The sequence below is a fragment of the Rhodococcus sp. DMU1 genome (assembly GCF_012272955.1).
GTDB lineage: Bacteria > Actinomycetota > Actinomycetes > Mycobacteriales > Mycobacteriaceae > Rhodococcus > Rhodococcus aetherivorans.
The window spans coordinates 4,106,333-4,132,554 of record NZ_CP050952.1 but is presented as its reverse complement, the minus strand read 5'-3'; the positions used below and the strand labels follow the sequence as shown (position 1 = coordinate 4,132,554).

General features: G+C 72.0%; 1 protein-coding gene (cut by a window edge). It reads left to right on the top strand.

Translation table 11 applies throughout. The features are described from left to right. Window positions 1-26,155, top strand: partial view of a non-ribosomal peptide synthase/polyketide synthase gene (locus tag HFP48_RS18860; protein ID WP_168579861.1) — the 3' portion only. 3,392 nt of this gene lie to the left of the window's left edge; the window shows 26,155 of its 29,547 coding nt (coding positions 3,393-29,547); its start codon lies beyond the left edge, outside the window; it ends in the stop codon at window positions 26,153-26,155. Window positions 26,156-26,222: the final 67 nt, after the last annotated feature.

Here is a 26,222-nt window from a genome sequence, read left to right as displayed (position 1 = left end):
GCTGCGGGTGCTCGGGACCGTCGCGGCCGAGCCGGCGCGGGCGGTGGGCGACGTCGAGTTCCTGTCGGAGCCCGAGCGGCGGGCGCTGACGTCGGTGCACGGCGCACCGGCCGAGCCCGCCGGCACGCTGGACGAGATCCTGTCCGCCGCCGCCCGGCGCGATCCCGGCGCCGTGGCCCTGCGGTTCGACGGCCGGTCCGTGTCGTACGGGGAGCTGGATGCGGCGTCGTCGCGCCTGGCGCGGCTGCTGATCTCCCGCGGCATCGGACCGGAAGACCGTGTGGCGCTCGCCGTCCCGCGGTCGATCGAGTCGGTGGTCGCGCTGTGGGCGGTCGTCCGGTCCGGAGCGGCGTTCGTCCCCGTGGACCCGACGTACCCGATCGAGCGGATCGCGTACATGCTGTCGGATTCCGGTGCGGCGCTGGGTATCACATCGGCCGAATCCGCCGGCGCGCTGCCGGGCACGGTGTCCTGGCTCGTGCTCGAGGAGGCGGTCGAGGCCGGCGCCGGGCTGCCGTCGGAACCGGTGTCCGACGCCGAGCGCGTACGCTCGCTGCTTCCGGCGCATCCGGCGTACGTCATCTACACCTCCGGCACGACGGGCACGCCGAAGGGTGTGGTCGTCGCGCATGCCGGCGTGGTGAACTTCTGTGCCGAACAGGTGGAACGGTATTCCGTCACCGCCGACTCCCGGACGTTGCACTTCGCGTCGCCGAGCTTCGATGCGTCGGTTCTCGAACTGCTGCTGGCGTTCGGCGCGGGCGCGACGATGGTCGTCGCGCCGACCTCCGTGTACGGCGGCGCCGAACTCGCCGGCCTGCTGGCGGACGAAGCGGTCACCCATGCCTTCGTGACCCCCGCTGCCCTCGGCTCGGTGGACCCTGCGGGCCTCGACTGCGTCCGCGTGGTGATCACGGGCGGCGAGGCGTGCTCCCCGGGCCTGGTGTCGCGCTGGGCGACGATCCTGCCCGACGGATCGCGCCGCGCGTTCTTCAACGCCTACGGTCCCACCGAGTCGACGGTGGCGTCGAACATCAGCGACGCGTTGCTGCCCGGTGATCCGGTGGTGATGGGCGGCCCCGTCCGCGGCATGCGGGTGCTCGTTCTCGACGACCGGTTGCGGCCGGTGCCGGTCGGCGTCCCCGGCGAGCTGTATCTGGCGGGAATCCAGGTGGCCCGCGGGTATCTGGGTCGGGCCGGGCTGACGGCCGAGCGGTTCGTGGCAGACCCGTACGCCACCGACGGCAGCCGGATGTACCGCACCGGTGACGTGGTGCGGTGGTTCGGCTCTCCCGGCGACGAGGCGGCCGGTGTGGTCGAGTACGTCGGCCGGGCCGACGACCAGGTGAAGATCCGCGGCTTCCGGATCGAACTCGGTGAGATCGAGGCGGCCCTCGCGCGGTGCGCCGGTGTCGCCCAGTCGGTCGCGACGGTGCGCCGGGACGGGCAGCGTGGTGAGCAGCTCGTCGGGTACGTCGTCCCCGAACCGGGCACCGAACTCGACGGCGCCGCCGTCAGGGATTCCGTGGCGCAGTTCCTGACGAGCTACATGGTGCCGCATGCGGTGGTGGTCCTGGACTCGATCCCGCTGACGCCCGGCGGCAAGCTCGACCGGCGTGCACTGCCGGAACCGGAGCAGGAGGCCCGCGTCTTCCGGGCGCCGACCACCCCGGTCGAGGAGATCGTCGCGCGGGTCTTCGCCGACGTCCTCGGCGTGGACCGCGTCGGGCTGGACGACGACTTCTTCGAACTGGGCGGCAACTCGCTCGTCGCCACGCAGGTCATCTCCCGTCTCGGCGCGGCGCTCGGCGCCACGATTCCGGTGCGGACGCTGTTCGAGGCGTCCGGGGTCGCCGCCCTGGCCGCGCGCCTCGAGCAGGCCGACGCCTCCGGCAGCCGAGCGCCGTTGGTGGCGCGGACCCGACCGGAGCGGGTCCCGCTGTCGTTGGCGCAGCGCCGGATGTGGTTCCTCAACCGGTTCGAACCGGACTCCGCGGTGAACAACATCCCGCTGGCCATCCGGCTGTCCGGACTGCTGGACCGGCACGCGCTGCAGGTGGCGGTCGCCGACGTGCTGGCCCGTCACGAGTCCCTGCGGACGGTGTACCCGGACGCCGACGGGGTGGCGTACCAGCAGGTGCTGCCGACCTCGCGGGTGATTCCCGATCTGTCGCCGATCCCGGTGTCCGAGGCCGAGCTGCTCGGCGAGGTCCTGACGATGGCCTCGGCCGGCTTCGACGTGTCGACACAGGTGCCGTTCCGGGCGCGGTTGTTCGAGGTGTCCGCGACCGAGCATGTTCTCGTCCTCGTCGTGCACCACATCGCGGCCGACGGCTTCTCCATGGGGCCGCTCACGCGTGACGTGGTGGTGGCGTACTCGGCGCGCGCCACCGGTGGGGAGCCGGAGTGGGAGCCCCTGCCGGTGCAGTACGCCGACTACGCGTTGTGGCAGCGGGAGGTTCTCGGATCGGAGGACGATCCGGACTCGGTGATCGCGAGCCAGGAAGCGTACTGGACCGGCGCGCTCGCCGGGCTGCCCGAGCAGCTCGACCTGCCGTCGGATCGGCCCCGGCCGGCGTTCGCATCCAATGCGGGTGCGGTGCACGAGTTCTCGCTCGGACCGGAACTCCATGCCGCGATCGGACGGGTGGCGCGGGAGCGTAACGTCACCCCGTTCATGGTGGTGCACGCGGCGCTGTCGGTGCTGCTGGCGCGGTTGTCGGGCACCGACGACATCGCCATCGGCACCCCGGTGGCCGGCCGCGGCGAGCAGGAACTCGACGACCTGGTCGGCATGTTCGTCAACACCCTGGTGCTGCGCACCCGGGTCGAGGGTGGGGAGTCCTTCGCGGACCTGCTCGCGCGGGTACGCGGGACCGACCTCGACGCGTTCGCGCACGCGGACGTGCCGTTCGAGCGGCTGGTGGAGGTGCTCAATCCCGCCCGGTCGACGGCGCGGCACCCGCTGTTCCAGGTGATGCTGTCCTTCCAGAACCAGGCGATGGGATCCCTCGAGCTGCCGGGCCTGAGCGTCTCGGGCCTCGACTTCGACGCCGCGACCGCCCGGTTCGACCTGCAGTTCTCCCTCGCCGAAACGGCTGCCGAGACAGCCGATTCCGCCGGATACGCGGTCGGGATCACCTATGCGACGGATCTTTTCGATGCGTCGACGGTGGCGGGGTTCGCGGCGCGGTTCGTGCGGGTGCTCGAGGAGGTGGTGGCGGATCCGTCGGTGGCGGTGGGCGACCTGGAGATCCTCGAGCCGGCGGAGCGGTCGCGGGTGCTCGAGGTGTGGAACGACACGGCACATCCGGTGCCGTCGGCGACGTTGGTGGGGTTGTTCGAGGAGCGGGTGCGCCGGTCGCCGGAGGCGGTGGCGGTGGTGTTCGGGGACGAGTCGCTGACGTACGGCGAGTTCGCCGGGCGGGTGCGCCGGTTGGCGCGGCATCTGGTGTCGGTGGGGGTGGGGCCGGAGTCGCTGGTGGGGTTGGCGATGCGCCGGTCGGTGGATCTGCTGGTGGGGATGTACGCGGTCGTGGAGGCCGGGGGCGGGTATGTGCCGGTGGATCCGGATCAGCCGGCGGAGCGCAACGGCTACATCCTCGAGGTGGCGGAACCGGTGGTGGTGCTGACCACGACGCGGGACGGGTTCGAGGCGCCGGGGGAGACGACTGTCCTGTGCGTCGACGCGGTGGACCTGTCGGGGTATTCCGATACGCCGCTCGCGGACGCGGACCGGACGGCGCCGTTGCGGCCGTCGAACACGGCGTATGTGATCTTCACGTCGGGGTCGACGGGCCGGCCCAAGGGCGTGGCGGTGCCGCATGCGGCGATCGTCAATCGTCTGGTGTGGATGCAGGGGCGGTACGGGCTGACCGCCGAGGATGTGGTGTTGCAGAAGACGCCGTTCACGTTCGATGTGTCGGTGTGGGAGTTCTTCTGGCCGTTGCAGGTCGGGGCGCGGCTGGTGGTGGCGGCGCCGGACGGCCATCGTGACCCGGGGTATCTCGCTGCGGTCATGCGCGCACGGTCGGTGACGGTCGCGCACTTCGTGCCGTCGATGCTGGCGGTGTTCGTCGCCGAACCGGCCGTGGCCGGCCTCTCCGCGCTCCGCTACGTCTTCGCATCGGGTGAGGCGTTGCCGGGCGCGGTCGCGGCGCGTATGCGGACGCTGGTCCCGGGTGTGAGCGTGCACAACCTGTACGGGCCGACCGAGGCCGCGGTGGACGTGACGTTCCACGAGGTGACCGACGCGGACGTGGTGTCGGTGCCGATCGGTGCGCCGGTGTGGAACACGCGGGTGTTTGTGCTCGACGCCCGGCTGCGCCCGGTCCCGGTGGGGGTGGCCGGGGAGCTGTACCTGGCCGGGGTGCAGCTGGCCCGCGGCTACGTCGGTCGGGCGGACCTGACGGCCGACCGGTTCGTCGCGTCGCCGTTCGGCGCGCCGGGGGAGCGGTTGTACCGCACGGGCGACCTGGTGACGTGGACCGAGGGCGGGGAACTCGAGTACATCGGGCGTACGGACTTCCAGGTCAAGCTGCGCGGTCTGCGCATCGAGCTGGGCGAGATCGAGGCCGCGCTCGTCGAACACACCGAGGCGGCCCAGGCGGTCGCGATGGTCCGCAACGAGCAGCTGGTGGCGTACGTCGTCCCCGCGGCCGGGACGTTCGACCACACCCTCGCCCGCCGTGCCCTCGAGGCGCACCTGCCGTCGTACATGGTGCCGTCGGCGTTCGTGGAACTGGACGCGCTGCCGCTGAACGCGTCGGGCAAGCTGGACCGTAAGGCTTTGCCGGAGCCGGTGTTCGAGGTCAAGGCGTTCCGGGCCGCGACGACTCCGGTGGAGGAGATCGTGGCGGGTGTGTTCGCCGAGGTGCTCGGTCTCGACCGGGTGGGCCTCGACGACGACTTCTTCGCCCTCGGCGGCAACTCGCTGATCGCCACGCAGGTGGTCTCGCGGATCGGTGCGGCGCTCGATGCGTCGGTGCCGCTGCGGCTGCTGTTCGAAACCTCCACCGTCGAAGCGTTCGCCGCGGAGGTCGGCCGCCAGATCGGTACCGGCGCCCGGCGCCCGCTCGAGGCGGCACCGCGTCCCGAGCGGCTGCCGCTGTCGCTGGCCCAGCAGCGTTACTGGTTCCTCAACCAGTTCGACACCTCCTCCGCGGTGGACAACATCCCCTTCGCGGTGCGGCTCCAGGGTGAGCTCGACCTGGCCGCGATGCAGGCGGCGGTCCGCGACGTGATCGGCCGGCACGAGATGCTGCGCACCTACTACCCGGACCCGGACGGCGAGCCGCACCAGATCGTGCTCCCCGTGGACGACGCGCTGCCCGACCTGACGCCGTACGACGTCACCGAGGACGACCTCACCGGCGAGATCGTCGCATTCATGTCCACGACCTTCGACGTGACACGGCAGGTGCCGGTGGCGTCGCGGATCTTCCGGATCACCGACTCCGACTACGTCCTGGCGTTCGTCGTGCACCACGTCTCCGCCGACGGCGCCTCCATGGCGCCCCTCGCGCGCGACGTCACGATCGCCTACGAGGCACGTTCCCGCGGCGAGGCGCCCGGCTGGGAGCCGCTGCCCGTGCAGTACGCGGACTACGCGTTGTGGCAGCGTGACGTCATCGGTTCGGAGGACGACCCCGACTCCGTCGCCGCCGGGCAGGTCGAGTACTGGAAGCGGACCCTGGCCGGTCTGCCCGACCAGATCGATCTCCCGGCCGACCGGCCGCGGCCCCCTCGCCAGAGCTTCCGCGGCGAATCGCTGCACTTCACCGTCGACGCCGACGTCCACCGGGGCCTGCAGGAGCTGGCGCGCCGGCACAACGCCACGCTGTTCATGGTGATCCACGCCGCCCTGGCGACCCTGATGGGCCGGCTGTCGGGCACCGACGACGTCGCGATCGGCACGCCGATCGCGGGCCGCGGCGAGCGGGTGCTCGACGATCTGATCGGCATGTTCGTCAACACGCTGGTCTTCCGCACCCGAGTGCAGTCCGACGTCGCGTTCGACGAGTTCCTGGCCCAGGTGCGCGAGACGGACCTGGGGGCGTTCGCGAACGCCGACGTGCCGTTCGAGCGCCTGGTCGAGGTGCTCAACCCCGTGCGCTCGACGGCCCGCAACCCGCTGTTCCAGGTGGGCCTGTCTTTCCAGAACCTCGCGCAGACGAAGCTGGAGCTGCCGGGGCTGACCGTCTCGCCGACGAACTTCGAACTCGAGCTCGCCAAGACCGACCTGCAGCTGACGGTCTTCGACCGCTACGACGAGGACGGGACGCCCGCCCGCATCGACGCGACGTTCACATGTGCGACGGACCTGTTCGACAAGGGCACCGTGGCCGGTTTCGCGGAGCGGTTCGTGCGGGTGCTCGAGGCGGTCGTGGCGGATCCGTCGGTGGCGCTGGGTGATATCGAGATTCTCGAGGTGGCCGAGCGGGTGCGGGTGCTCGAGGCGTGGAACGAGACCGCTCGTGCGGTCGGGGGGCCGGCGACGCTGGTGGATCTGTTCGACGAGCAGGTGCGGCGCGCTCCCGACGCGCCGGCGTTGGTGTTCGAGGGTGTGACGCTGACCTACGGCGAGTTCGATGCGCGGGTCAATCGTCTTGCGCGGCAGCTTGTTGCGCTGGGTGTGGGGCCGGAGTCGACGGTGGCGCTGGCGATGCGCCGGTCGGTCGAGTTGCTGGTGGGCATGTATGCGGTGGTCAAGGCCGGTGGTGCGTATGTGCCGGTGGATCCGGATCAGCCGGCGGAGCGGACCGGGTACATTCTCGAGGTGGCGGCTCCGGTGGTGGTGCTGACCACCGGGCGGGACGCGTTCGAGGTGCCGGGGGAGAGGTCTGTCCGCACTCTGGAACTCGATGCGGCGGATCTGTCGGTGTTCGCGGACGGCCCGGTCGGCGATGCGGAGCGGTTGGCGCCGTTGCGGGCGTCGAACACGGCGTATGTGATCTTCACGTCGGGTTCGACGGGTCGGCCGAAGGGTGTGGCGGTGCCGCACGGGGCGATCGTGAACCAGTTGGTGTGGAAGCGGGCGGAGTACGAGCTCGGTGCCGACGATGCGGTGTTGCTCAAGACGGCGGCGACGTTCGACCTGTCGGTGTGGGAGTTCTGGTCGGCGCTGGTCTCCGGTGGCCGGTTGGTGATCGCCGCGCCGGACGGGCACCGCGACCCGGGCTATCTGAACGCGCTGGCGGCCGAGCAGGGGGTCACCACCCTGCACGTGGTGCCGTCGATGCTCGAGGCGTTGCTCGTCGAGTCCGGCGGCACGCTGACGAACTCGCTCCGGCAGGTGCTCGCGATCGGTGAGGCGTTGCCGGCGGCGACGGCGCGACGGTTCCTGGCGCACAACACGGCCCGGTTGGACAACCTGTACGGTCCGACCGAGGCCGCGGTGTCGGTGACCTTCCACGAGGTCGACGACGCCACCGGGGTGTCGGTGCCGATCGGTGTCCCGGAGTGGAATTCGCGGGTGTACGTGCTCGACGCGCGGCTGAATCCGGTCCCGGCCGGCGTGCCCGGCGAGCTGTACCTGGCGGGTGCGCAGCTGGCGCGCGGCTACCACGGCCGGGCGGATCTGACGGCGGAGCGGTTCGTCGCCTCGCCGTTCGGCGACGGCGAACGGCTCTACCGCACCGGCGATCTCGTCCGGTGGATCGGGACGGGCGACGGGGGCGGCGAGCTCGACTACGTGGGCCGCGGCGACTTCCAGGTGAAGGTGCGCGGATTCCGCATCGAGCTCGGCGAGATCGAGGCCGCGCTGCGCGGCATCGACGAGGTGCGCGACGTGACGGTGATCGCGCGGGACGACGAGCGTGGGGGCGCGCAGCTCGTGGCGTACGTGGTTCCGGCCGCCGGTGCGGAATTCGATGCGGCGGAGCTCAAGTCTGCCCTGTCGCAGCAGCTGCCGTCGTACATGGTGCCGGCGGCGTTCGTGGTGCTCGAGGCGCTGCCGCTGAACGTCAACGGCAAGCTCGACCGCAGGGCGCTGCCGGCGCCGGTGTTCGAGGCCCGGGAGTTCCGGGCCCCGACCACCGTCACGGAGGAGGCCGTGGCGCGGGTGTTCGCCGAGGTGCTCGGTCTCGAACAGGTCGGTCTCGACGACGACTTCTTCGAGCTCGGCGGCAACTCCCTGCTCGCCACCCAGGTGGCATCCCGGCTCGGTGCCGCGCTCGATGTCCGGGTGCCGATCCGCGCGCTGTTCGAGTCGCCCACCGTCGAGGCGCTCGCCGTGTCCGTCCAGCACCAGAGCGCCGACGCCCGGCGGCCGCTCGAGGCGCGGCAGCGTCCCGAGCGGATCCCGCTGTCGCTGGCCCAGCAGCGGATGTGGTTCCTCAACCGCTTCGACACGGACACCGCCGCGTACAACGTGCCGATGGCGATCCGGCTGACCGGAACGCTCGACGTCGCGGCGCTGCAGGCGGCGGTCGGTGACCTCGTCACCCGGCACGAGATCCTGCGGACCTACTACCCGGAGACGGCCGAGGGCCCGATCCAGGTCGTCGTGCCCGCCGCCCAGGCCGAACAGGATCTCACCCCGATCGCGGTCGGCGAGAACGACATCGTCGCGGCCGTCCGGGAACTCGGCGCCACGACCTTCGACGTCACCATCGAGGTGCCGTTGCGGGTGCGGCTGTTCCGGCTCGCCGCGAACGACCACGTGCTCGCCCTGGTCGTCCACCACATCTCGGCCGACGGTTCGTCGGCGGGCCCGCTCACCCGGGACCTGATGCAGGCCTACATCGCGCGTTCGCAGGGCGAGTTCCCCGCGTGGGCGCCGCTGCCGGTGCAGTACGCGGACTACGCGCTGTGGCAGCGGGAGGTCCTCGGGTCCGAGGACGATCCGGACTCGGTTGCGGCGAAGCAGGTGGCGTACTGGAAGAACGCGCTGGCCGGTCTGCCCGACCAGCTGGACCTGCCCACCGACCGGCCGCGCCCGGCGGTGCAGTCCTTCGCCGGCGCCCGGACCGGATTCGCCGTCGATCCGGAGCTGCACGCCCGGCTGATCGACCTCGCCCGTCGCAGCAACACGACACTGTTCATGGTGATGCACACCGCCCTCGCGGTGTTCCTCGCGCGGATGTCCGACACGGACGACATCGCGATCGGCACGCCCATCGCGGGGCGTGACGAGCGGGCGCTGGACGATCTGATCGGCATGTTCGTCAACACCCTTGTCTTCCGCACGCAGGTCCAGCCGGATGCGGCGTTCGAGGACCTGCTGGCACAGGCCCGCGAGGCCGACCTGGGGGCGTTCGCCAATGCGGACGTGCCGTTCGAGCGGCTCGTGGAGGTGCTCAACCCCGTCCGCTCCACCGCGCGGCACCCGTTGTTCCAGGTGGGCCTGTCGTTCCAGAACGTCGCCCAGTCCCGGCTCGAGCTGCCGGGTCTGACCATCGCGAACGTCGACGCGGACATGCAGATCTCCCAGTTCGACCTGCATCTGATCGTCACCGACCGGCACGCCGAGGACGGTGCCGCGGCCGGGGTGACCGGCTTCTTCACCTATGCCACGGACCTGTTCGACGAGTCCACGGTGGCCGGTTTCGCCCGCCGGTTCCTGCGGTTGCTCGAAGCCGTGGTGGCGGACCCGTCGCTCCCGGTGGGCGATGTGCCGCTGCTCGACGACGCCGAGCGGCTCCGGGTGCTCGAGGGCTGGAACGACACCGATCACGCCGTGGACGCGTCGGTGACCCTGCCCGACCTGTTCGACGCGCAGGTGCGCCGGACTCCGGACGCCACGGCCCTGTTCTTCGAGGGTGAGACGCTCACCTACGGCGAGTTCGACATCCGCGTCAACCGGCTTGCCCGTCGCCTGATCTCGGCGGGGGTCGGCCCGGAGTCGACGGTGGCGCTGGCGATGCGCCGGTCGATCGAGCTCCTCGTCGGCATGTACGCCGTCGCCAAGGCCGGTGGCGTGTACGTGCCGCTCGACCCGGATCAGCCGGCCGAGCGGACCGGGTACATCCTGGATGCCGCGGCTCCGGTGGTGGTGCTGACCGCCGACGCGGTCGAGATCCCGGGGGACAGGTCTGTCCCGCGCCTGGCGATCGACACGGCCGACCTGTCGACCTACGCCGGTGATCCGGTCACCGACGCCGAGCGGCGGGCGCCGCTGCGGGCGTCGAACACCGCGTACGTGATCTTCACGTCGGGTTCGACGGGCAAGCCGAAGGGTGTGGCGGTGCCGCACGGCGCGATCGTGAACCAGTTGCTGTGGAAGCGCGAGCACTTCGGCCTCGGATCGCAGGACGCGGCGCTGCTCAAGACCGCGGCGACGTTCGACCTGTCGGTGTGGGAGTTCTGGTCGGCCCTGGTCTCCGGGGGCCGGCTGGTGATCGCCGCGCCGGAGGGTCACCGCGATCCCGACTACCTGAACGCCCTGATGGCCGAGCAGGAGGTCACCACCCTGCATGTGGTGCCGTCGATGCTCGAGGCGCTGCTCGTCGACTCCGACGGGATGCTGCCGAGGCCGCTGCGCCGGGTGCTCGCGATCGGTGAGGCGCTGCCGGCGGCGACGGCGCAGCGGTTCCTGCGACACAACAGCGCGCAGCTGGTCAATCTCTACGGCCCGACCGAGGCCGCGGTGTCGATCACCGCGGGCGACGTGGTGGGCGACGCGGGCGTCTCGGTGTCCATCGGTGTGCCGGAATGGAACTCGCGGGTCTACGTGCTGGACGGGCGCCTGCATCCGGTGCCGGTCGGCGTGTCCGGCGAGCTGTACCTCGCCGGTGCGCAGCTGGCGCGCGGCTACCACGGCCGGGCGGATCTGACGGCGGAGCGGTTCGTCGCCTCCCCGTTCGGCGACGGCGAGCGGCTCTACCGCACCGGCGACCTCGTCCGGTGGGACTCCACCGGCCGCCTGGAGTACCTCGGCCGCAGCGACTTCCAGGTGAAGGTGCGCGGATTCCGCATCGAGCTCGGCGAGATCGAGGCCGCGCTGCGCGGCGCCGACGAGGTGCGCGACGTGGCGGTGATCGCCCGGGAGGACGACCGGGCGGGCACGCAGCTCGTGGCGTACCTGGTTCCGGAGACGGGCGCGGTGCTCGACATCGCGCACGTGAAGTCCGGGCTCGCCGGCGCGTTGCCGTCGTACATGGTGCCGGCGGCGTTCGTGGTGCTCGAGGCGCTGCCGCTGAACGTCAACGGCAAGCTCGACCGCAAGGCGCTGCCGGAACCGGTGTTCGAGGCGCGGCAGTTCCGCGCTCCGAGCACCCCCGTCGAGGAGATCGTCGCGGGCGTGTTCGCCGAGGTGCTCGGCCTCGCCCGGGTCGGCGTCGACGACGACTTCTTCGAGCTCGGCGGCAACTCGCTGCTCGCCACCCAGGTGGTCTCCCGCATGGGGGCCGCGCTCGACGCGAGGATCCCCGTCCGGGTCGTCTTCGAGGCGCCCACGGTCGAGGCCCTGGCCGTCGCGGTCGAGCAGCACGCCGGCGGGGGCGGTCGTCCGCCGCTGGTGCCGCAGCCGCGGCCGGACCGGATCCCGCTGTCGCTGGCGCAGCAGCGCATGTGGTTCCTCAACCGCTTCGACACCGGGTCGGCGGTCAACAACATCCCGGTGGCGGTCCGGCTGACCGGAACGCTCGACGTGGACGCCATGCGGGCCGCGGTGCGCGACGTCGTCGCCCGGCACGAGGTGCTGCGCACCGTCTACCCGGAGTCCGACGGGCACGCCTTCCAGGTGGTCCTCCCGGTCGCCGAGGCCGCACCCGATCTCACGCCCGAACCGGTCTCCGAGGCCGACCTCGTCGCCCGGGTCACCGAGGTGGTCTCCGCCGGCTTCGACGTCACCGAAGAGATCCCCCTGCGCGCCAAGCTCTTCCGGATCGCCGGCGACGACCATGTGCTGGTGTTCGTCGCGCACCACATCAGTGCCGACGGCTGGTCCATGGCACCGCTGACGCGGGACGTGATGATCGCCTACGTCGCGCGCGCGGCGGGGCACGAACCGGACCGGGCGCCGCTACCGGTGCAGTACGCGGACTACGCGCTGTGGCAGCGGCAGGTCCTGGGATCGGAGGACGATCCGGACAGCCTCGTCTCCGCGCAGGCCGACTACTGGAAGCGGACGCTCGCCGGCCTGCCCGACGAGCTGAACCTGCCCACCGACCGGCCGCGGCCGTCGGTGCAGGCCTTCGAGGGCGGCACGGTCGAGTTCCGCATCGAGGCGGCCACCCACCGGCAGGCCGCCGACCTCGCCCGGCGCAGCGGCACGACGCTGTTCATGGTCATGCACACCGCCCTCGCGGTGTTCCTCGCGCGCATGTCCGCCGCCGACGACATCGCGATCGGCACGCCGATCGCCGGCCGCGGCGAGGCCGAACTCGACGAGATGATCGGCATGTTCGTCAACACCCTGGTGCTGCGCAGCCACATCGACGCCGACGCCGGGTTCGCCGAGCATCTCGGGCGCATCCGCGAGAGCGATCTCGAGGCGTTCGCCCACGCGGATCTTCCGTTCGAGCGGCTCGTCGAGATCCTCAACCCCGAGCGGTCCACGGCCCGGCACCCGCTGTTCCAGGTCGCCATGTCGTTCGAGAACCTCCCCGAGACCGGACTCGAGCTGCCCGAGCTGAGTGTGTCCACGGTGCCGTTCGACGTGGACAGCGCCAAGTTCGACCTCGCACTGACCCTGCGGGAGCACACCACCACCGAGGGCGGACCGGACGGGATCTCCGCCGAGTTCTCCTACGCGCGGTCCCTGTTCGACGCCGGCACCGTCGAGGGGTTCGCCGCCCGCTTCGCGCACCTCCTCGACGCGGCGTTGGCCGACCCGGCTCTGCCCGTCGGTGACCTGCCGCTGCTCGCGCCGCACGAGCTCGAGCGGCTGACCCACGTCCGCGGCACCGACGTCGTCAGCGGCGGAACCCTCGCCGACCTCCTCACGGCCGGCGCGTCCCTGGACCCGGACGCCACCGCCGTGCGGTACGAGGGACGGTCGATCACCTACCGCGAGCTCGACGAGGACTCGTCCCGGCTCGCGCGGCTGCTGGTCGAGCGCGGCGTAGGCCCCGAGAACATCGTCGCCGTGGCGTTCCCGCGCTCCTACGACATGGTCCGTGCGGTGTGGGCGGTGGCGAAGGCCGGCGCCGCACACGTGCCGGTCGATCCGTCGTACCCGCCGGAGCGCGTGCGCTACATGCTCTCCGATTCCCGTGCGGCCCTGGGTATCACGGGGACCGCACACCGGGCCGGCCTGCCCGACGACGCCGAGTGGCTGGTCGTCGACGATCCCGGTCTCGCACCGGACGTCGCGGCCCGCTCGTCGGCACCGATCACCGACGCCGACCGCGTCCGGCCGCTGCGCCCGCAGCACCCTGCCTACCTGATCTACACGTCGGGTTCGACGGGCCGGCCCAAGGGCGTCGTGGTCACCCACACCGGCCTCGGTGGGCTGCTGGACACGATCATCGATCTGTACGGCCTGACGTCCCGCTCGCGGTTCCTGCACATCATGTCGCCGAGCTTCGACCCGTCGGTGATGGAGTGGATCGCGGCGTTCTCCCAGGGCGCGACGCTGGTCGTCGTGCCGTCGACGATCATCGGCGGCCCCGACCTCGCGGAACTGTTCCGCACCGAACGCCCCACCCACACGATCATCACCCCCGCGGTGATCGGCACCGTCGACCCCGAGGGCCTCGACAGCCTCGAGGTGGTCGTCGTCGGTGGTGAGGCACTGCCGCCGGAGCTGGTGAACCGGTGGGCGCCCGGCCGCACGCTGCTCAACGGCTACGGCCCGACCGAGGCGACGGTCATCTCCACCTATGCGCGCGTGCGGCCCGGGGATCCGATCACGATCGGCGGCCCCGTGCGCGGCACGACCGCCCTCGTCCTCGACTCGCGGTTGCGGCCCGTCCCCGTGGGTGTCGCGGGTGAGCTGTACCTGTCGGGTGCCGCCCTCGCCCGCGGCTACCACCGGCGCACGGTGCTCACCTCGGAACGGTTCGTCGCCGATCCGTTCACGGCGGACGGCGGGCGGATGTACCGCACCGGCGACATGGTGCGCTGGCGCGTCATGGACGACGACCGGCTCGAACTCGAGTTCGTCGGGCGCAGCGACTTCCAGGTCAAGGTGCGCGGTTTCCGCATCGAACTCGGCGAGATCGACTCGGCGTTGACGTCCCACGAGACCGTGGAGTTCGCGGCCACGCTGGGCCGCACGACGCCCTCCGGCGGCACCGTGCTCGTCTCCTACGTGCTGCCGAAGGCGGGCGCGACGATCGACACCGCCGCGCTGACCGAGTTCGTCGGCCGCTCGCTGCCGGCGCACATGGTGCCCTCCGCGCTCGTCGTGCTCGACAAGATCCCGCTGACCCCCGTCGGCAAGCTCGATCGCGACGCGCTGCCCGAACCGGAGCTCGAGGAGCGCGAATTCCGGGCCGCGAGCAATGATCTCGAGGAGATCATCGCCGAGGTGTTCGCCGAGGTGCTGCGCCTCGACCGGGTCGGCGTCGACGAGTCGTTCTTCGCGCTCGGGGGCGACAGCATCGTCTCCATCCAGCTGGTCTCGCGCGCCAAGGCCCGCGGCGTCGTGTTCACGCCGCGTGACGTGTTCGAGCGCCGGTCCGTCGCCGGTCTCGCCGAGGTCGCGACCCGCACCACCGCGGGCGAGGGCCCCGGCGGTCTGAAGGAACTGCCCGGCGGCGGCGTCGGCGAGGTGCCGCTCACGCCGATCATGCGCGAGGTGCTCGGCTGGGGTGGCGGGTTCGACCGCTTCTCCCAGTCCGTGGCGGTGACGCTGCCGAAGGACATCGACCGGGACGTGCTGGTGCGCACCATCGGCGCCGTCGTCGACCACCACGACGCGCTGCGGTCGATCCTCGAGCACGACGCCGACGGCGCTCCCGTGCTGCGGGTGCGTGCCGCGGGCACGGTCGACGCCGACGAACTCGTCACCCGCGTCGAGGTGCCCGCCGACATCGACGCCGCCGCGCTCACCGCGGTCGCGTCGCGCGAGCTCGACGCCGCGCTCGACCGGCTCGCGCCCACCGAGGGACGGGTGCTGCGGTTCGTGTGGTTCGACTTCGGACCCGGCGAACGCCCCGGCGTGCTGCTCGTCGTCGCCCACCATCTCGTGGTCGACGGCGTCTCCTGGCGAATCCTGCTGCCCGACCTCGCCGTCGCGTGGGGTCAGGTGGCGGCGGGACAGGACGTCGCGCTGCCGCCGGTCGGCACGTCGCTGCGCCGCTGGGCCCACGGTCTGGTGGACGCCGCGCGCGCGCCCGAACGCCGGGCGGAGCTGGAGCTGTGGCGGTCGGTGCTCGACGGGCCGGACCCGCTGCTCGGCGGCCGCGCGTTCGACCCGGCGGTCGACGTCGCGTCGACCGTGCAGCGTCTCGACGTGAACATCCCCGCGGCCGACACCGAGGCGCTGCTGACCGCGGTGCCCGCGCTGTTCCACGGCAGCGTCAACGACGGGCTCATCGCCGCGCTCGGCCTGGCGCTGACCCGGTGGCGGCGCGACCGCGGCGTCGACGCGACGTCCGCGCTGCTGAAGTTCGAGGGTCACGGCCGCGAGGAGTCGGTCGTGCCGGGTGCGGACCTGTCCCGCACCGTCGGCTGGTTCACCAGCGCGCATCCCGTGCGGGTGGACCTGACCGGCATCGACGTCGACGACGCCTTCGCCGGCGGCACCGCCATGGGATCCGCCGTCAAGGCCGTCAAGGAACAGCTCCTGGCGATCCCGGACAAGGGCATGGGCTACGGCCTGCTGCGCCACCTCGATCCGGTCGGCTCGCAGATCCTGTCCGCATACACCACCCAGCCGCAGGTGAGCTTCAACTACCTCGGCCGGGTGTCCGCCGCGGACGTGCCCGAGGAACTCGCCGCGATCGGCTGGGTTCCGACGGACGCGCTCGGTGGGGTCGACGCCGCCCTCGACGCGGACATGCCCGCCAACGCCGTCGTCGACATCAACGCGATCGTGTCCGACGGTGCGGACGGACCGCAGCTCGCGGCCGGATTCGCCTTCCCGACCGGCCTTCTCGGCCCGGACGAGATCGAGTCCCTCGCCGCCTACTGGGTGGACGCGCTCGCGGCGCTGGCCCGGTACGCGAGCGAGCCCGGCGCCGGCGGCCTGACCCCGTCGGACGTGCCGCTCGTGTCGGTGACCCAGCAGGACCTCGAGGCGTGGGAGGCGCGCTTCCCGTCGGCGACCGACGTATGGCCGCTGTCCCCGCTGCAGTCGGGCCTGCTGTTCCACGCCCTCATGGACGAATCCAGCGTGGACGTCTACACGATCCAGGCCGTGCTCGACCTCGACGGCGTGGTCGATCCGCAGCGGCTGCGCGGCGCGGCGCAGGCGCTGCTCGACCGGTACCCGAACCTGCGGACGGTGTTCGTCGCCGACGCCGCCGGTGCCCCGGTGCAGGTGGTGCTCTCCGACGTGCGGGTGCCGTGGCGTGAGGCCGACCTGTCGCAGCTCGTCGCCGCCGAGGGCGTGCGCGCGACGGTCCCGTTCTGGCGGGAGGAGCAGGCGCGCCGGTTCGCGATGGACGAGGCGCCGCTGATCCGGTTCGTCCTCGCGTCGCTCGGCGACGGCCGCTACCAGCTCGGCGTGACCGTGCATCACATCCTCATCGACGGCTGGTCGATGCCGCTGCTGATGCAGGACATGATGATGCTGTACGCCACCCGCGGGGATGCGTCGCCGCTGCCGCGGGCCCGCTCCTACCGGTCGTTCCTGGCGTGGGTCGCCGAGCGTGACCTCGACGCCTCCCGCGCCACGTGGGCCCGGGTGCTCGACGGGTTCGAGGAGCCGACGCTGCTCGCCCCGGCGACCGACCGGCACCCCGGCGCCGAGGGCGCCGACCGCGTGCGGCTGCTGCTCGACGACGCCCGCACGGCCGAGATCGCCTCGGCCGCAGCCCGGCTCGGCGTCACCGTCAACACCCTCGTCCAGGCGGCGTGGGGCGTGCTGCTCGGCCGGTCGACCGGACGCGACGACGTCGTCTTCGGCGCCACCGTGTCGGGCCGGCCGGCGGACCTGCCCGGCGTGGAGTCGATGGTGGGCCTGTTCATCAACACCCTGCCGGTGCGGGTGACGTTCGATCCGCAGGAGCCGATCGAGCGGTTCCTGCAGCGCCTGCAACAGGAGCAGGCCGAGTTGCTCGAGCATCATCATCTGGGTCTCACCGAGATCCAGCGGGTCGCCGGGCCGACCGTGGCGTTCGACACCCTCACGGTGTTCGAGTCCTACCCGCTCGACGAGAAGGGCCTGGCCGACCAGGCGGCGTCGATCGACGGCATGTCGGTCACCGGCGTCGGCACGAACGACGCCACCCACTACCCGCTGAGCCTGTTCATCCATGTCGGATCCGGCATGGAACTCGACCTGCGCTACCAGCGCAGGCTGTTCGACGTGCAGCAGGTCGAGACGCTGCTGTCGCGGTTCGTGCGGGTCCTCGAAGCGATCGCACAGCAGCCGGCGCTGCCCGTCGGCGACGTCGATCTGCTCGACGCGGCCGAACTCGAGCAGATCCTGCACGGGTGGAACGACTCGGACCACGCCCTCGACGGCACCGAACTGCTCCTGTCCCGGTTCGAGGCGCAGGCCCGGCGCACCCCGGATGCGGTGGCGCTGGCCTACGAGGGTGCCGAGCTGACGTACGCCGAATTCGGCGCCCGCGTCAATCGCCTCGCGCGGCACCTGATCTCGCAGGGGGTGGGGCCGGAGTCCCTGGTGGGCCTGGCGATCCGGCGGTCGTTCGACCTGCTGGTGGGCATGTACGCGATCGTCGAGGCCGGCGGCGCATGGGTGCCGATCGATCCGGATCACCCGGTCGACCGTGTCCGGCACATCCTCGACACGGCCGACCCGGTGTGCATCGTCACGACCGCCCGCGACGAGTTCACCGTTCCCGACGGGCTCACCGTCGACGCCGTCCTCGTCGACGAGCTGGATCTGTCGGCGGTCTCGGACGCGCCCGTCACCGACCGGGACCGGCGTGCGCCGCTGCGCCCGGACAACACGGCCTACGCCATCTTCACGTCCGGCTCGACCGGCCGGCCCAAGGGCGTCGCCGTCACGCACCGCGCCATCGTCAACCAGACGGCGTGGATGCTCGACGAGTTCGAGATGACGGCGCAGGACGTCTACCTGCAGAAGACGGCCACGACGTTCGACGTGTCGCTGTGGGGCTTCTTCATGCCGCTGAGCGTGGGGGCGAAGCTGGTCGTGGCGACACCCGACGGCCACCGCGACCCGGTGTACGTCGCGGACGTCATCGCCCGCGAGAAGGTGACGATCACCGACTTCGTACCGTCCATGCTCACGGTGTTCGCCGCCCACGTCGACCGGGAGTCGTGCGCCACGCTGCGGCACATCTTCGTGATCGGCGAGGCCCTGCCGCCGGAGACGATCGAGGGCGTGCGGCGCATCAGCACGGCCGCGATCGACAACCTCTACGGCCCGACCGAAGCGGCGGTGTCGGCCACCTTCTGGCAGGCGCCGGCCACCGGACCGGTCGACGTGGTGCCGATCGGCGTCCCGGAGTGGAACGTGCGGGTGCTGGTCCTCGACGGCCGGCTGCGGCCGGTGCCGGTCGGGGTCCCGGGTGAGCTGTATCTGGCGGGCGTGCAGCTGGCCCGCGGCTACGTCCGCCGCCCGGACCTGACCTCCGACCGGTTCGTCGCGAACCCGTTCGGGGCGCCGGGGGAGCGGATGTACCGCACCGGCGACCTGGTCACCTGGAACGAAACCGGGGAACTCGAGTACATCGGCCGCACCGACTTCCAGGTGAAGTTCCGCGGTCAGCGCATCGAGCTCGGCGAGATCGAGACGGCGTTGCTGGCGCACGAGTCGGTGAACCAGGCCGCGGTGCTGGTGGTGCCGACCCCGACCGGCGACCAGCTCGCCGGCTATGTCGTTCCCGCGCCGGGCCACGAGGTGGACGCGGGCGAGGTGATCGCGTTCGTGACGCGGACGCTGCCGTCGTACATGGTGCCCGCGGCGATCGTGGTGCTCGCGGAGTTCCCGCTCAACACCTCGGGCAAGCTCGATCGCAAGGCGCTGCCCGCGCCGACGTTCGCCGCGCGGGAGTTCCGGGCCCCGACGACTCCGATCGAGGAGATCGTCGCGGGCATCTTTGCCGAGGTCCTCGGCGTGGACCGGGTCGGTCTCGACGACGACTTCTTCGCGCTCGGCGGTAACTCGCTGATCGCGACCCAGGTGGTGGCGCGTCTGGGTGCGGCGCTGGATTCGCGGGTGCCGGTGCGGGTGTTGTTCGACGCCTCGACGGTCGAGGCGCTCGCGGCGCAGGTCGAGCAGCACGCCGGATCCGGCGGGGCGGTGCCACTGGTGGCCGGGCCGCGGCCGGAACGGGTGCCGCTCTCGCTCGCTCAGCAGCGCATGTGGTTCCTCAACCGCTTCGACCCGGAGTCGGCGGCCTACAACCTGCCGGTGGCGCTGCGGCTGTCGGGCCGGTTGAACGTCGCGGCGCTGCAGGACGCGATCCGGGACGTGTTCACCCGGCACGAGGTGCTGCGCACGGCGTACCCGGAGACCGACGACGGCGCGGTCCAGGTCGTGCTGCCGGTGACGGCGGTGGTCCCGGACCTGACACCGGTCGTCACCACCTGGGACGAGGTCGCCGATCGGATCCGCGAGCTGGCCTACACCGGCTTCGACGTGACGTCGGAGGCCCCGATCCGGGTGCGGTTGTTCGCCGTCGGCGAGGACGAGATGATCGTCGCCTTCGTCGTCCACCACATCTCGGCGGACGGCTCCTCGATGGGGCCGCTCACCCGCGATCTCGTGGCGGCGTACGTCGCCCGCTCGACCGGGAACGCTCCGGACTGGGCACCGCTGCCGGTGCAGTTCGCCGACTACGCCCTGTGGCAGCGGCGGGTGCTCGGCGACGAGAACGACCCGGCGTCGGTGGCCGCGAAGCAGGTGACGTACTGGAAGCAGGCCCTGGCGGATCTGCCGGACCAGCTGGATCTGCCGACCGACCGGCCGCGGCCGGTGGTGCAGTCCTTCGCGGGCGGGAAGATCGACTTCACGATCGACGCCGACCTGCACCGGCGACTGGTCGAGCTGGCCCGGGGCCGGGGGGCGACGCTGTTCATGGCCGTCCACGCCGCGTTCGCGGTGCTGCTCGCGCGGCTGTCGGGCACCGACGACATCGCGATCGGCACGCCGATCGCCGGCCGCGGTCAGCGTGAACTCGACGATCTGATCGGCATGTTCGTCAACACGCTGGTCTTCCGCACCCGGGTCGAGCCCGGCGAGTCCTTCGCCGACCTGCTCGACCAGGCGCGGGAGCGGGACCTGCAGGCCTTCGCGAACGCCGACGTGCCGTTCGAGCGGCTCGTGGAGGTGCTCAATCCGGAGCGGTCGACGGCGCGGCATCCGCTGTTCCAGGTGGGCCTGTCGTTCCAGAACCTCGCGACGACGAGCCTCGAGCTGCCGGGACTGACCGTCTCCGGTGTGGACGCGGACCTGCAGACCTCGCAGTTCGACCTGCATCTCGTGGTCACCGACCGGTACGCCGACGACGGCGCCCCCGAGGGGATCACGAGCGTGCTCACGTACGCCACGGATCTGTTCGACGAGCCGACCGTCGTGGTGTTCGCGGAGCGGTTCGTGCGGGTGCTCGAGGCGATTGTGGCCGATCCGTCGGTGGCTCTGGGGGATATCGAGATTCTCGAGGCGGCCGAGCGGGTGCGGGTGCTCGAGGCGTGGAACGAGACCGCTCGTGCGGTCGGGGGGCCGGCGACGCTGGTGGATCTGTTCGACGAGCAGGTGCGGCGCGCTCCCGACGCGCCGGCGTTGGTGTTCGAGGGTGTGACGCTCACCTACGGCGAGTTCGATGCCCGGGTCAATCGTCTTGCGCGGCAGCTTGTTGCGCTGGGTGTGGGGCCGGAGTCGACCGTGGCGCTGGCGATGCGCCGGTCGGTCGAGTTGCTGGTGGGCATGTATGCGGTTGTCAAGGCCGGTGGTGCGTATGTGCCGGTGGATCCGGATCAGCCGGCGGAGCGGACCGGGTACATTCTCGAGGTGGCGGCTCCGGTGGTGGTGCTGACCACCGGGCGGGACGCGTTCGAGGTGCCGGGGGAGAGGTCTGTCCGCACTCTGGAACTCGATGCGGCGGATCTGTCGGTGTTCGCAGACGGCCCGGTCGGCGATGCGGAGCGGTTGGCGCCGTTGCGGGCGTCGAACACGGCGTATGTGATCTTCACGTCGGGTTCGACGGGTCGGCCGAAGGGTGTGGCGGTGCCGCACGGGGCGATCGTGAACCAGTTGGTGTGGAAGCGGGCGGAGTACGAGCTCGGTGCCGACGATGCGGTGTTGCTCAAGACGGCGGCGACGTTCGACCTGTCGGTGTGGGAGTTCTGGTCGGCGCTGGTCTCCGGTGGCCGGTTGGTGATCGCCGCGCCGGACGGGCACCGCGACCCGGGCTATCTGAACGCGCTGGCGGCCGAGCAGGGGGTCACCACCCTGCACGTGGTGCCGTCGATGCTCGAGGCGTTGCTCGTCGAGTCCGGCGGCACGCTGACGAACTCGCTCCGGCAGGTGCTCGCGATCGGTGAGGCGTTGCCGGCGGCGACGGCGCGACGGTTCCTGGCGCACAACACGGCCCGGTTGGACAACCTGTACGGTCCGACCGAGGCCGCGGTGTCGGTGACCTTCCACGAGGTCGACGACGCCACCGGGGTGTCGGTGCCGATCGGTGTCCCGGAGTGGAATTCGCGGGTGTACGTGCTCGACGCGCGGCTGAATCCGGTCCCGGCCGGCGTGCCCGGCGAGCTGTACCTGGCGGGTGCGCAGCTGGCGCGCGGCTACCACGGCCGGGCGGATCTGACGGCGGAGCGGTTCGTCGCCTCGCCGTTCGGGGACGGCGAACGGCTCTACCGCACCGGTGACCTGGTGCGGTGGGATCCGGCGGGTCGCCTGGAGTACGTCGGACGCACGGACTTCCAGGTCAAGATTCGCGGTTTCCGCATCGAGCTCGGCGAGATCGAGGCCGCGCTGCGCGGCGTCGACGGTATCCGGGACGTGGCGGTGATCGTCCGCGAGGACGACCGGGTCGGACCGCAGGCGATCGCCTACGTGGTGCCGCAGCCCGGCGTCGTGCTCGACGTCGCCGACGTGAGCACGCAACTCGGGCGGGACCTGCCGTCGTACATGGTGCCGGCGGCGTTCGTGGTGCTCGAGGCGCTGCCACTGAACGTCAACGGCAAGCTCGACCGCAGGGCGCTGCCGGCGCCGGTGTTCGAGGCCCGGGAGTTCCGGGCCCCGACCACCGTCACGGAGGAGGCCGTGGCGCGGGTGTTCGCCGAGGTGCTCGGTCTCGAACAGGTCGGTCTCGACGACGACTTCTTCGCCCTCGGCGGCGACAGCATCGTCTCGATCCAGCTGGTCTCGCGCGCGAAGGCCCGCGGCGTGGTGTTCACCCCGCGGGACGTGTTCGAACGCAAGACCGTCGCGGGTCTGGCGGAGGTCGCCACCCTCACCGGCGGTGGGGCGGGTGCACCCGCGGAACTGCCCGGCGGCGGTGTCGGCGACGTCCCGCTGACGCCGGCGATGCGTGACGCGCTCGACGCCGCCGGCCACGTCGAACGACTCGCCGTGGCCACGGCGGTGATCCTGCCCTCCGGCGTCGACCACGATGCCCTGGCCGGGGCGATCGGCGTGCTCGTCGACCATCACGACGCGCTGCGTGCGATCGTCGAGCACGACGCCGACGGCGCCGTCGCCCTGCGGGTGCGTGCCACCGGCACCGTCGACCCGGAAACCCTGCTGGCGCAGGCGGAACCGGCAACGGACGCGGCCGACGACGTGCGGGCCCGCGCCGAGCGGGCCCTCGGGGCGGCCGTCGAGCGACTCGACCCCGCCACGGGCCGGATGGTGCAGTTCGTCCGCATCGACGACGGGCGCGGCGAGACGCTGCTGATCGTCGCCCACCGTTTCGTGGCCGACGACGCGTCCTGGCGCATCCTGGTCGACGATCTGGCCGCCGCGTACGACGCCCTCGCGGCCGGACGCCCGGTGGTGCTGCCCCCGGTCGGTACCTCCCTGCGCCGCTGGGCGCACGGGCTGGTCGAGGCGGCCGGCCGGCCCGAGCGCCGCACGGAACTCGCACTGTGGCGCTCGATCCTCGACGGACCGGACTTCCCGATCGGGAACCGCCCGCTCGACCCGGCCGTCGATCTCGGCGCCACGGTCGAGCACGTGCGCGGCACCGTCCCCGCCGCGGACACGGAGGCGCTGCTCACCGCGGTGCCCGAGCGGTTCCACGGCACCGTCCGCGACGGTCTGGTCACCGCGCTCGGCCTCGCGCTGGTGCGGTGGCGCCGGGACCGGGGCATCGACGAGACGTCCACGCTGCTCGCGGTGGACGGGGACGGACGCGACGCGGCCGTGGTCCCCGGTGCCGACCTGTCCCGGACCGTCGGATGGTTCACCACCGTATTCCCGTTCCGTGCCGGGTTCGAGGGAATCGACCTCGACGACGCGTTCGCCGGGGGACCGGCGATGGGCGCCGCCGTCAAGGCGGTCAAGGAACAGCTGCGGGCCCTGCCCGACGGTGGTGCCGGCTTCGGTCTGCTGCGGCACCTCGACCCCGATTCCGCCGGGGAGCTCGGCGCTCCGCGGCCGCAGGTTGCGTTCCACTACGGCGAGCCGGTCCCGGGCGGCGCGTGGGTGCCGGCCGATGCGTTCGGCGACCTCACGGTCCGCCCCGCCGGCCTGCCCGTCACCGCGACGATCGACGTCGCGGCGACCGTGTCGTACCGCCCGGAGGGCCCGCAGCTCGAGGCGCGCTTCGGTTTCCCCGCCGGGGTGGTCGAGCGCTCGGAGATCGAGGAGCTGGCACAGCACTGGCATGAGGCCCTGGCTGCGCTGGCCCGCCACGTCCGCGAGCCGGGCGCCGGGGGCCTGACCCCGTCGGACGTGCCGCTCGTGTCGGTCGCCCAGCACGACCTCGACGTGTGGCAGTCGCGGTACCCGTCGGTGACCGACGCGTGGCCGCTGTCGCCGCTGCAGGCGGGTCTGCACTTCCACGCGCTCATGACCGAGGCGAGCGTGGACGTCTACACGATGCAGGCGGTGCTCGAACTCGGCGGTGCGGTCGATCCGGAGCGGCTGCGCGCCGCGGCGCAGGCGCTGCTGGACCGGTACCCGAACCTGCGGACAGTGTTCGTCACCGACAGCGGCGATCCCGTGCAGCTGGTGCTGGGTGACGTCGACGTGCAGTGGCGGCACGAGCACCTCGGCGGCCTCGCCGAGGACGCCCGCGACGCCGAGCTGGCCCGCATCCTGCGCGACGAGCAGGTCCGGCGCTTCGACCTCGGCACCGCCCCGCTGATCCGGTTCCTGTTCGTCGACGTGGCCGAGGGCCGCTCGCTGCTCGCGGTGACGGTCCACCACATCCTGCTCGACGGCTGGTCCATGCCGGTCCTCATGCAGGACCTCATGGCGCTGTACGTCACGCACGGGGACACCACCGCGCTCCCGGCCGTCCGCTCCTACCGGGAGTTCCTCGAGTGGCTGGCGGAGCAGGACCGGGAGGCGTCGCTCGAGGTGTGGGCGAAGGCACTCGCCGGCGTCGAGGAGCCGACCGTCCTCGCCCCGTCGGTGCGGCATCCCGACGCGGACGCCATCTCCTCGGTGCACGTGGTGTTCGACGAGGAACGCGCCGCGGCGGTGACCGCCCTGGCCGCGAGCCTCGGGGTCACCGTGAACACCCTGGTGCAGGCGGCCTGGGCGGTGCTGCTCGGCCGGATCGTGGGACGCTCCGACGTAACCTTCGGCGCCACCGTGTCCGGCCGGCCGGCCGAGCTGCCCGGCGTCGAGTCGATGGTCGGCCTGTTCATCAACACCCTGCCGGTGCGGGTGGACACCGATGACGACGAGACCGTCGCGCAGCTGCTGCGCCGCGTGCAGGCACAGCAGGCGGAACTGCTCGGCCACCACTACCTGGGTCTGACCGAGATCCAGCAGCGGGCGGGCGGGCGGATCGGATTCGACACGCTGCTCGTGTTCGAGTCGTACCCGATCGACCGGGCCGCGCTGTCCTCCGCCGCCACGGACCTCGACGGCATGACCGTCACGGACGTCCGGCTCGACGACGCGACCCACTACCCGCTGACGCTGCTCACCCTCGCGCAGTCGGAGATCGTGTTCACCTTCAAGTACCTGGAGCGGTACTTCGACGAGACGGAGGTGACCGTGCTCTCGCAGCGGTTCGTGCGGGTCCTCGACGCCTTCGTGGCCGACGCCCAGGCGGCGGTGGGGGACATCGACCTCATGGACGCCGCGGAGCGGGCACACCTCGTCGCCGAGGCCGAGCCGGCGCAGGCTCCGGCCGCGAGCACCGGCCGCACGCTCGCCGCCGTGCTGGCCCACGTGGTCGAGGAGGATCCGGAAGCCCCGGCCGTGGCCGTCGACGGCACCGAGGTGCCGTACCGCGAGCTGGACGCGCGGTCGTCGCGGCTGGCGCGGCTGCTCATCGCGCGCGGCATCGGCACCGGCGACGTCGTCGCCGTCGCCGTCCCGCGGTCGGTGCAGTCGGTGGTGGCGCAGTGGGCGGTCGCCAAGACCGGCGCGGCCCTGCTGATGGTCGATCCCGGCGGCCCGTTCGTCGGGGCGCCGGGCGCCGCAGGGGTGACGCTGGGCTTGACCGTGGCGGAACTCACCGCCGGCCTGCCCGGCACCGTCACGTGGCTGCCGCTCGACGACGAGCAGCTGCGCGCCGAGCAGGCGGCGCAGGCCGCACACCCCGTCTCGTACGCGGACCGGCTCCGGGTCGTCGGGTCCGAGAGCCCGGCCCTGGTCACCGCGACCCGCACGTTCACCCAGGCCGAGCTGATCGACCGGATCGGCGAGCTGCGCGAGCAGTACGGCCTGACCTACGAGTCGCGCAGCGCCGCGGTCGGGTCGACCGCGGCGGAGGCCGGTGCGCTCGAGCCGATGCTGGTCACGGCCACCGGCGCGACGGTCGTCGTGGTGCCGGAGGGCGCCGACTCGGGGGAGGCACTCGACGCCGCCCTGTACGACGAGTGGGTCACCCATGCCCACCTGACCGCCGACGCGCTCGACACCCTCGAACCCGGGGGGCTCGAGGATCTGGCGGTGGTGGTCGTGGTCGATCGGGCGCCGGAGGACCTGCTCGAGCGGTGGCGCACGGCCCATCGGGTCGTCGTCGCCTGAGGTCCGGCCCGCCGCGGTGAGGCTCCCCTTTTCGTCGGGGGAGCCTCACCGCGTCCGGTCCCGGCGG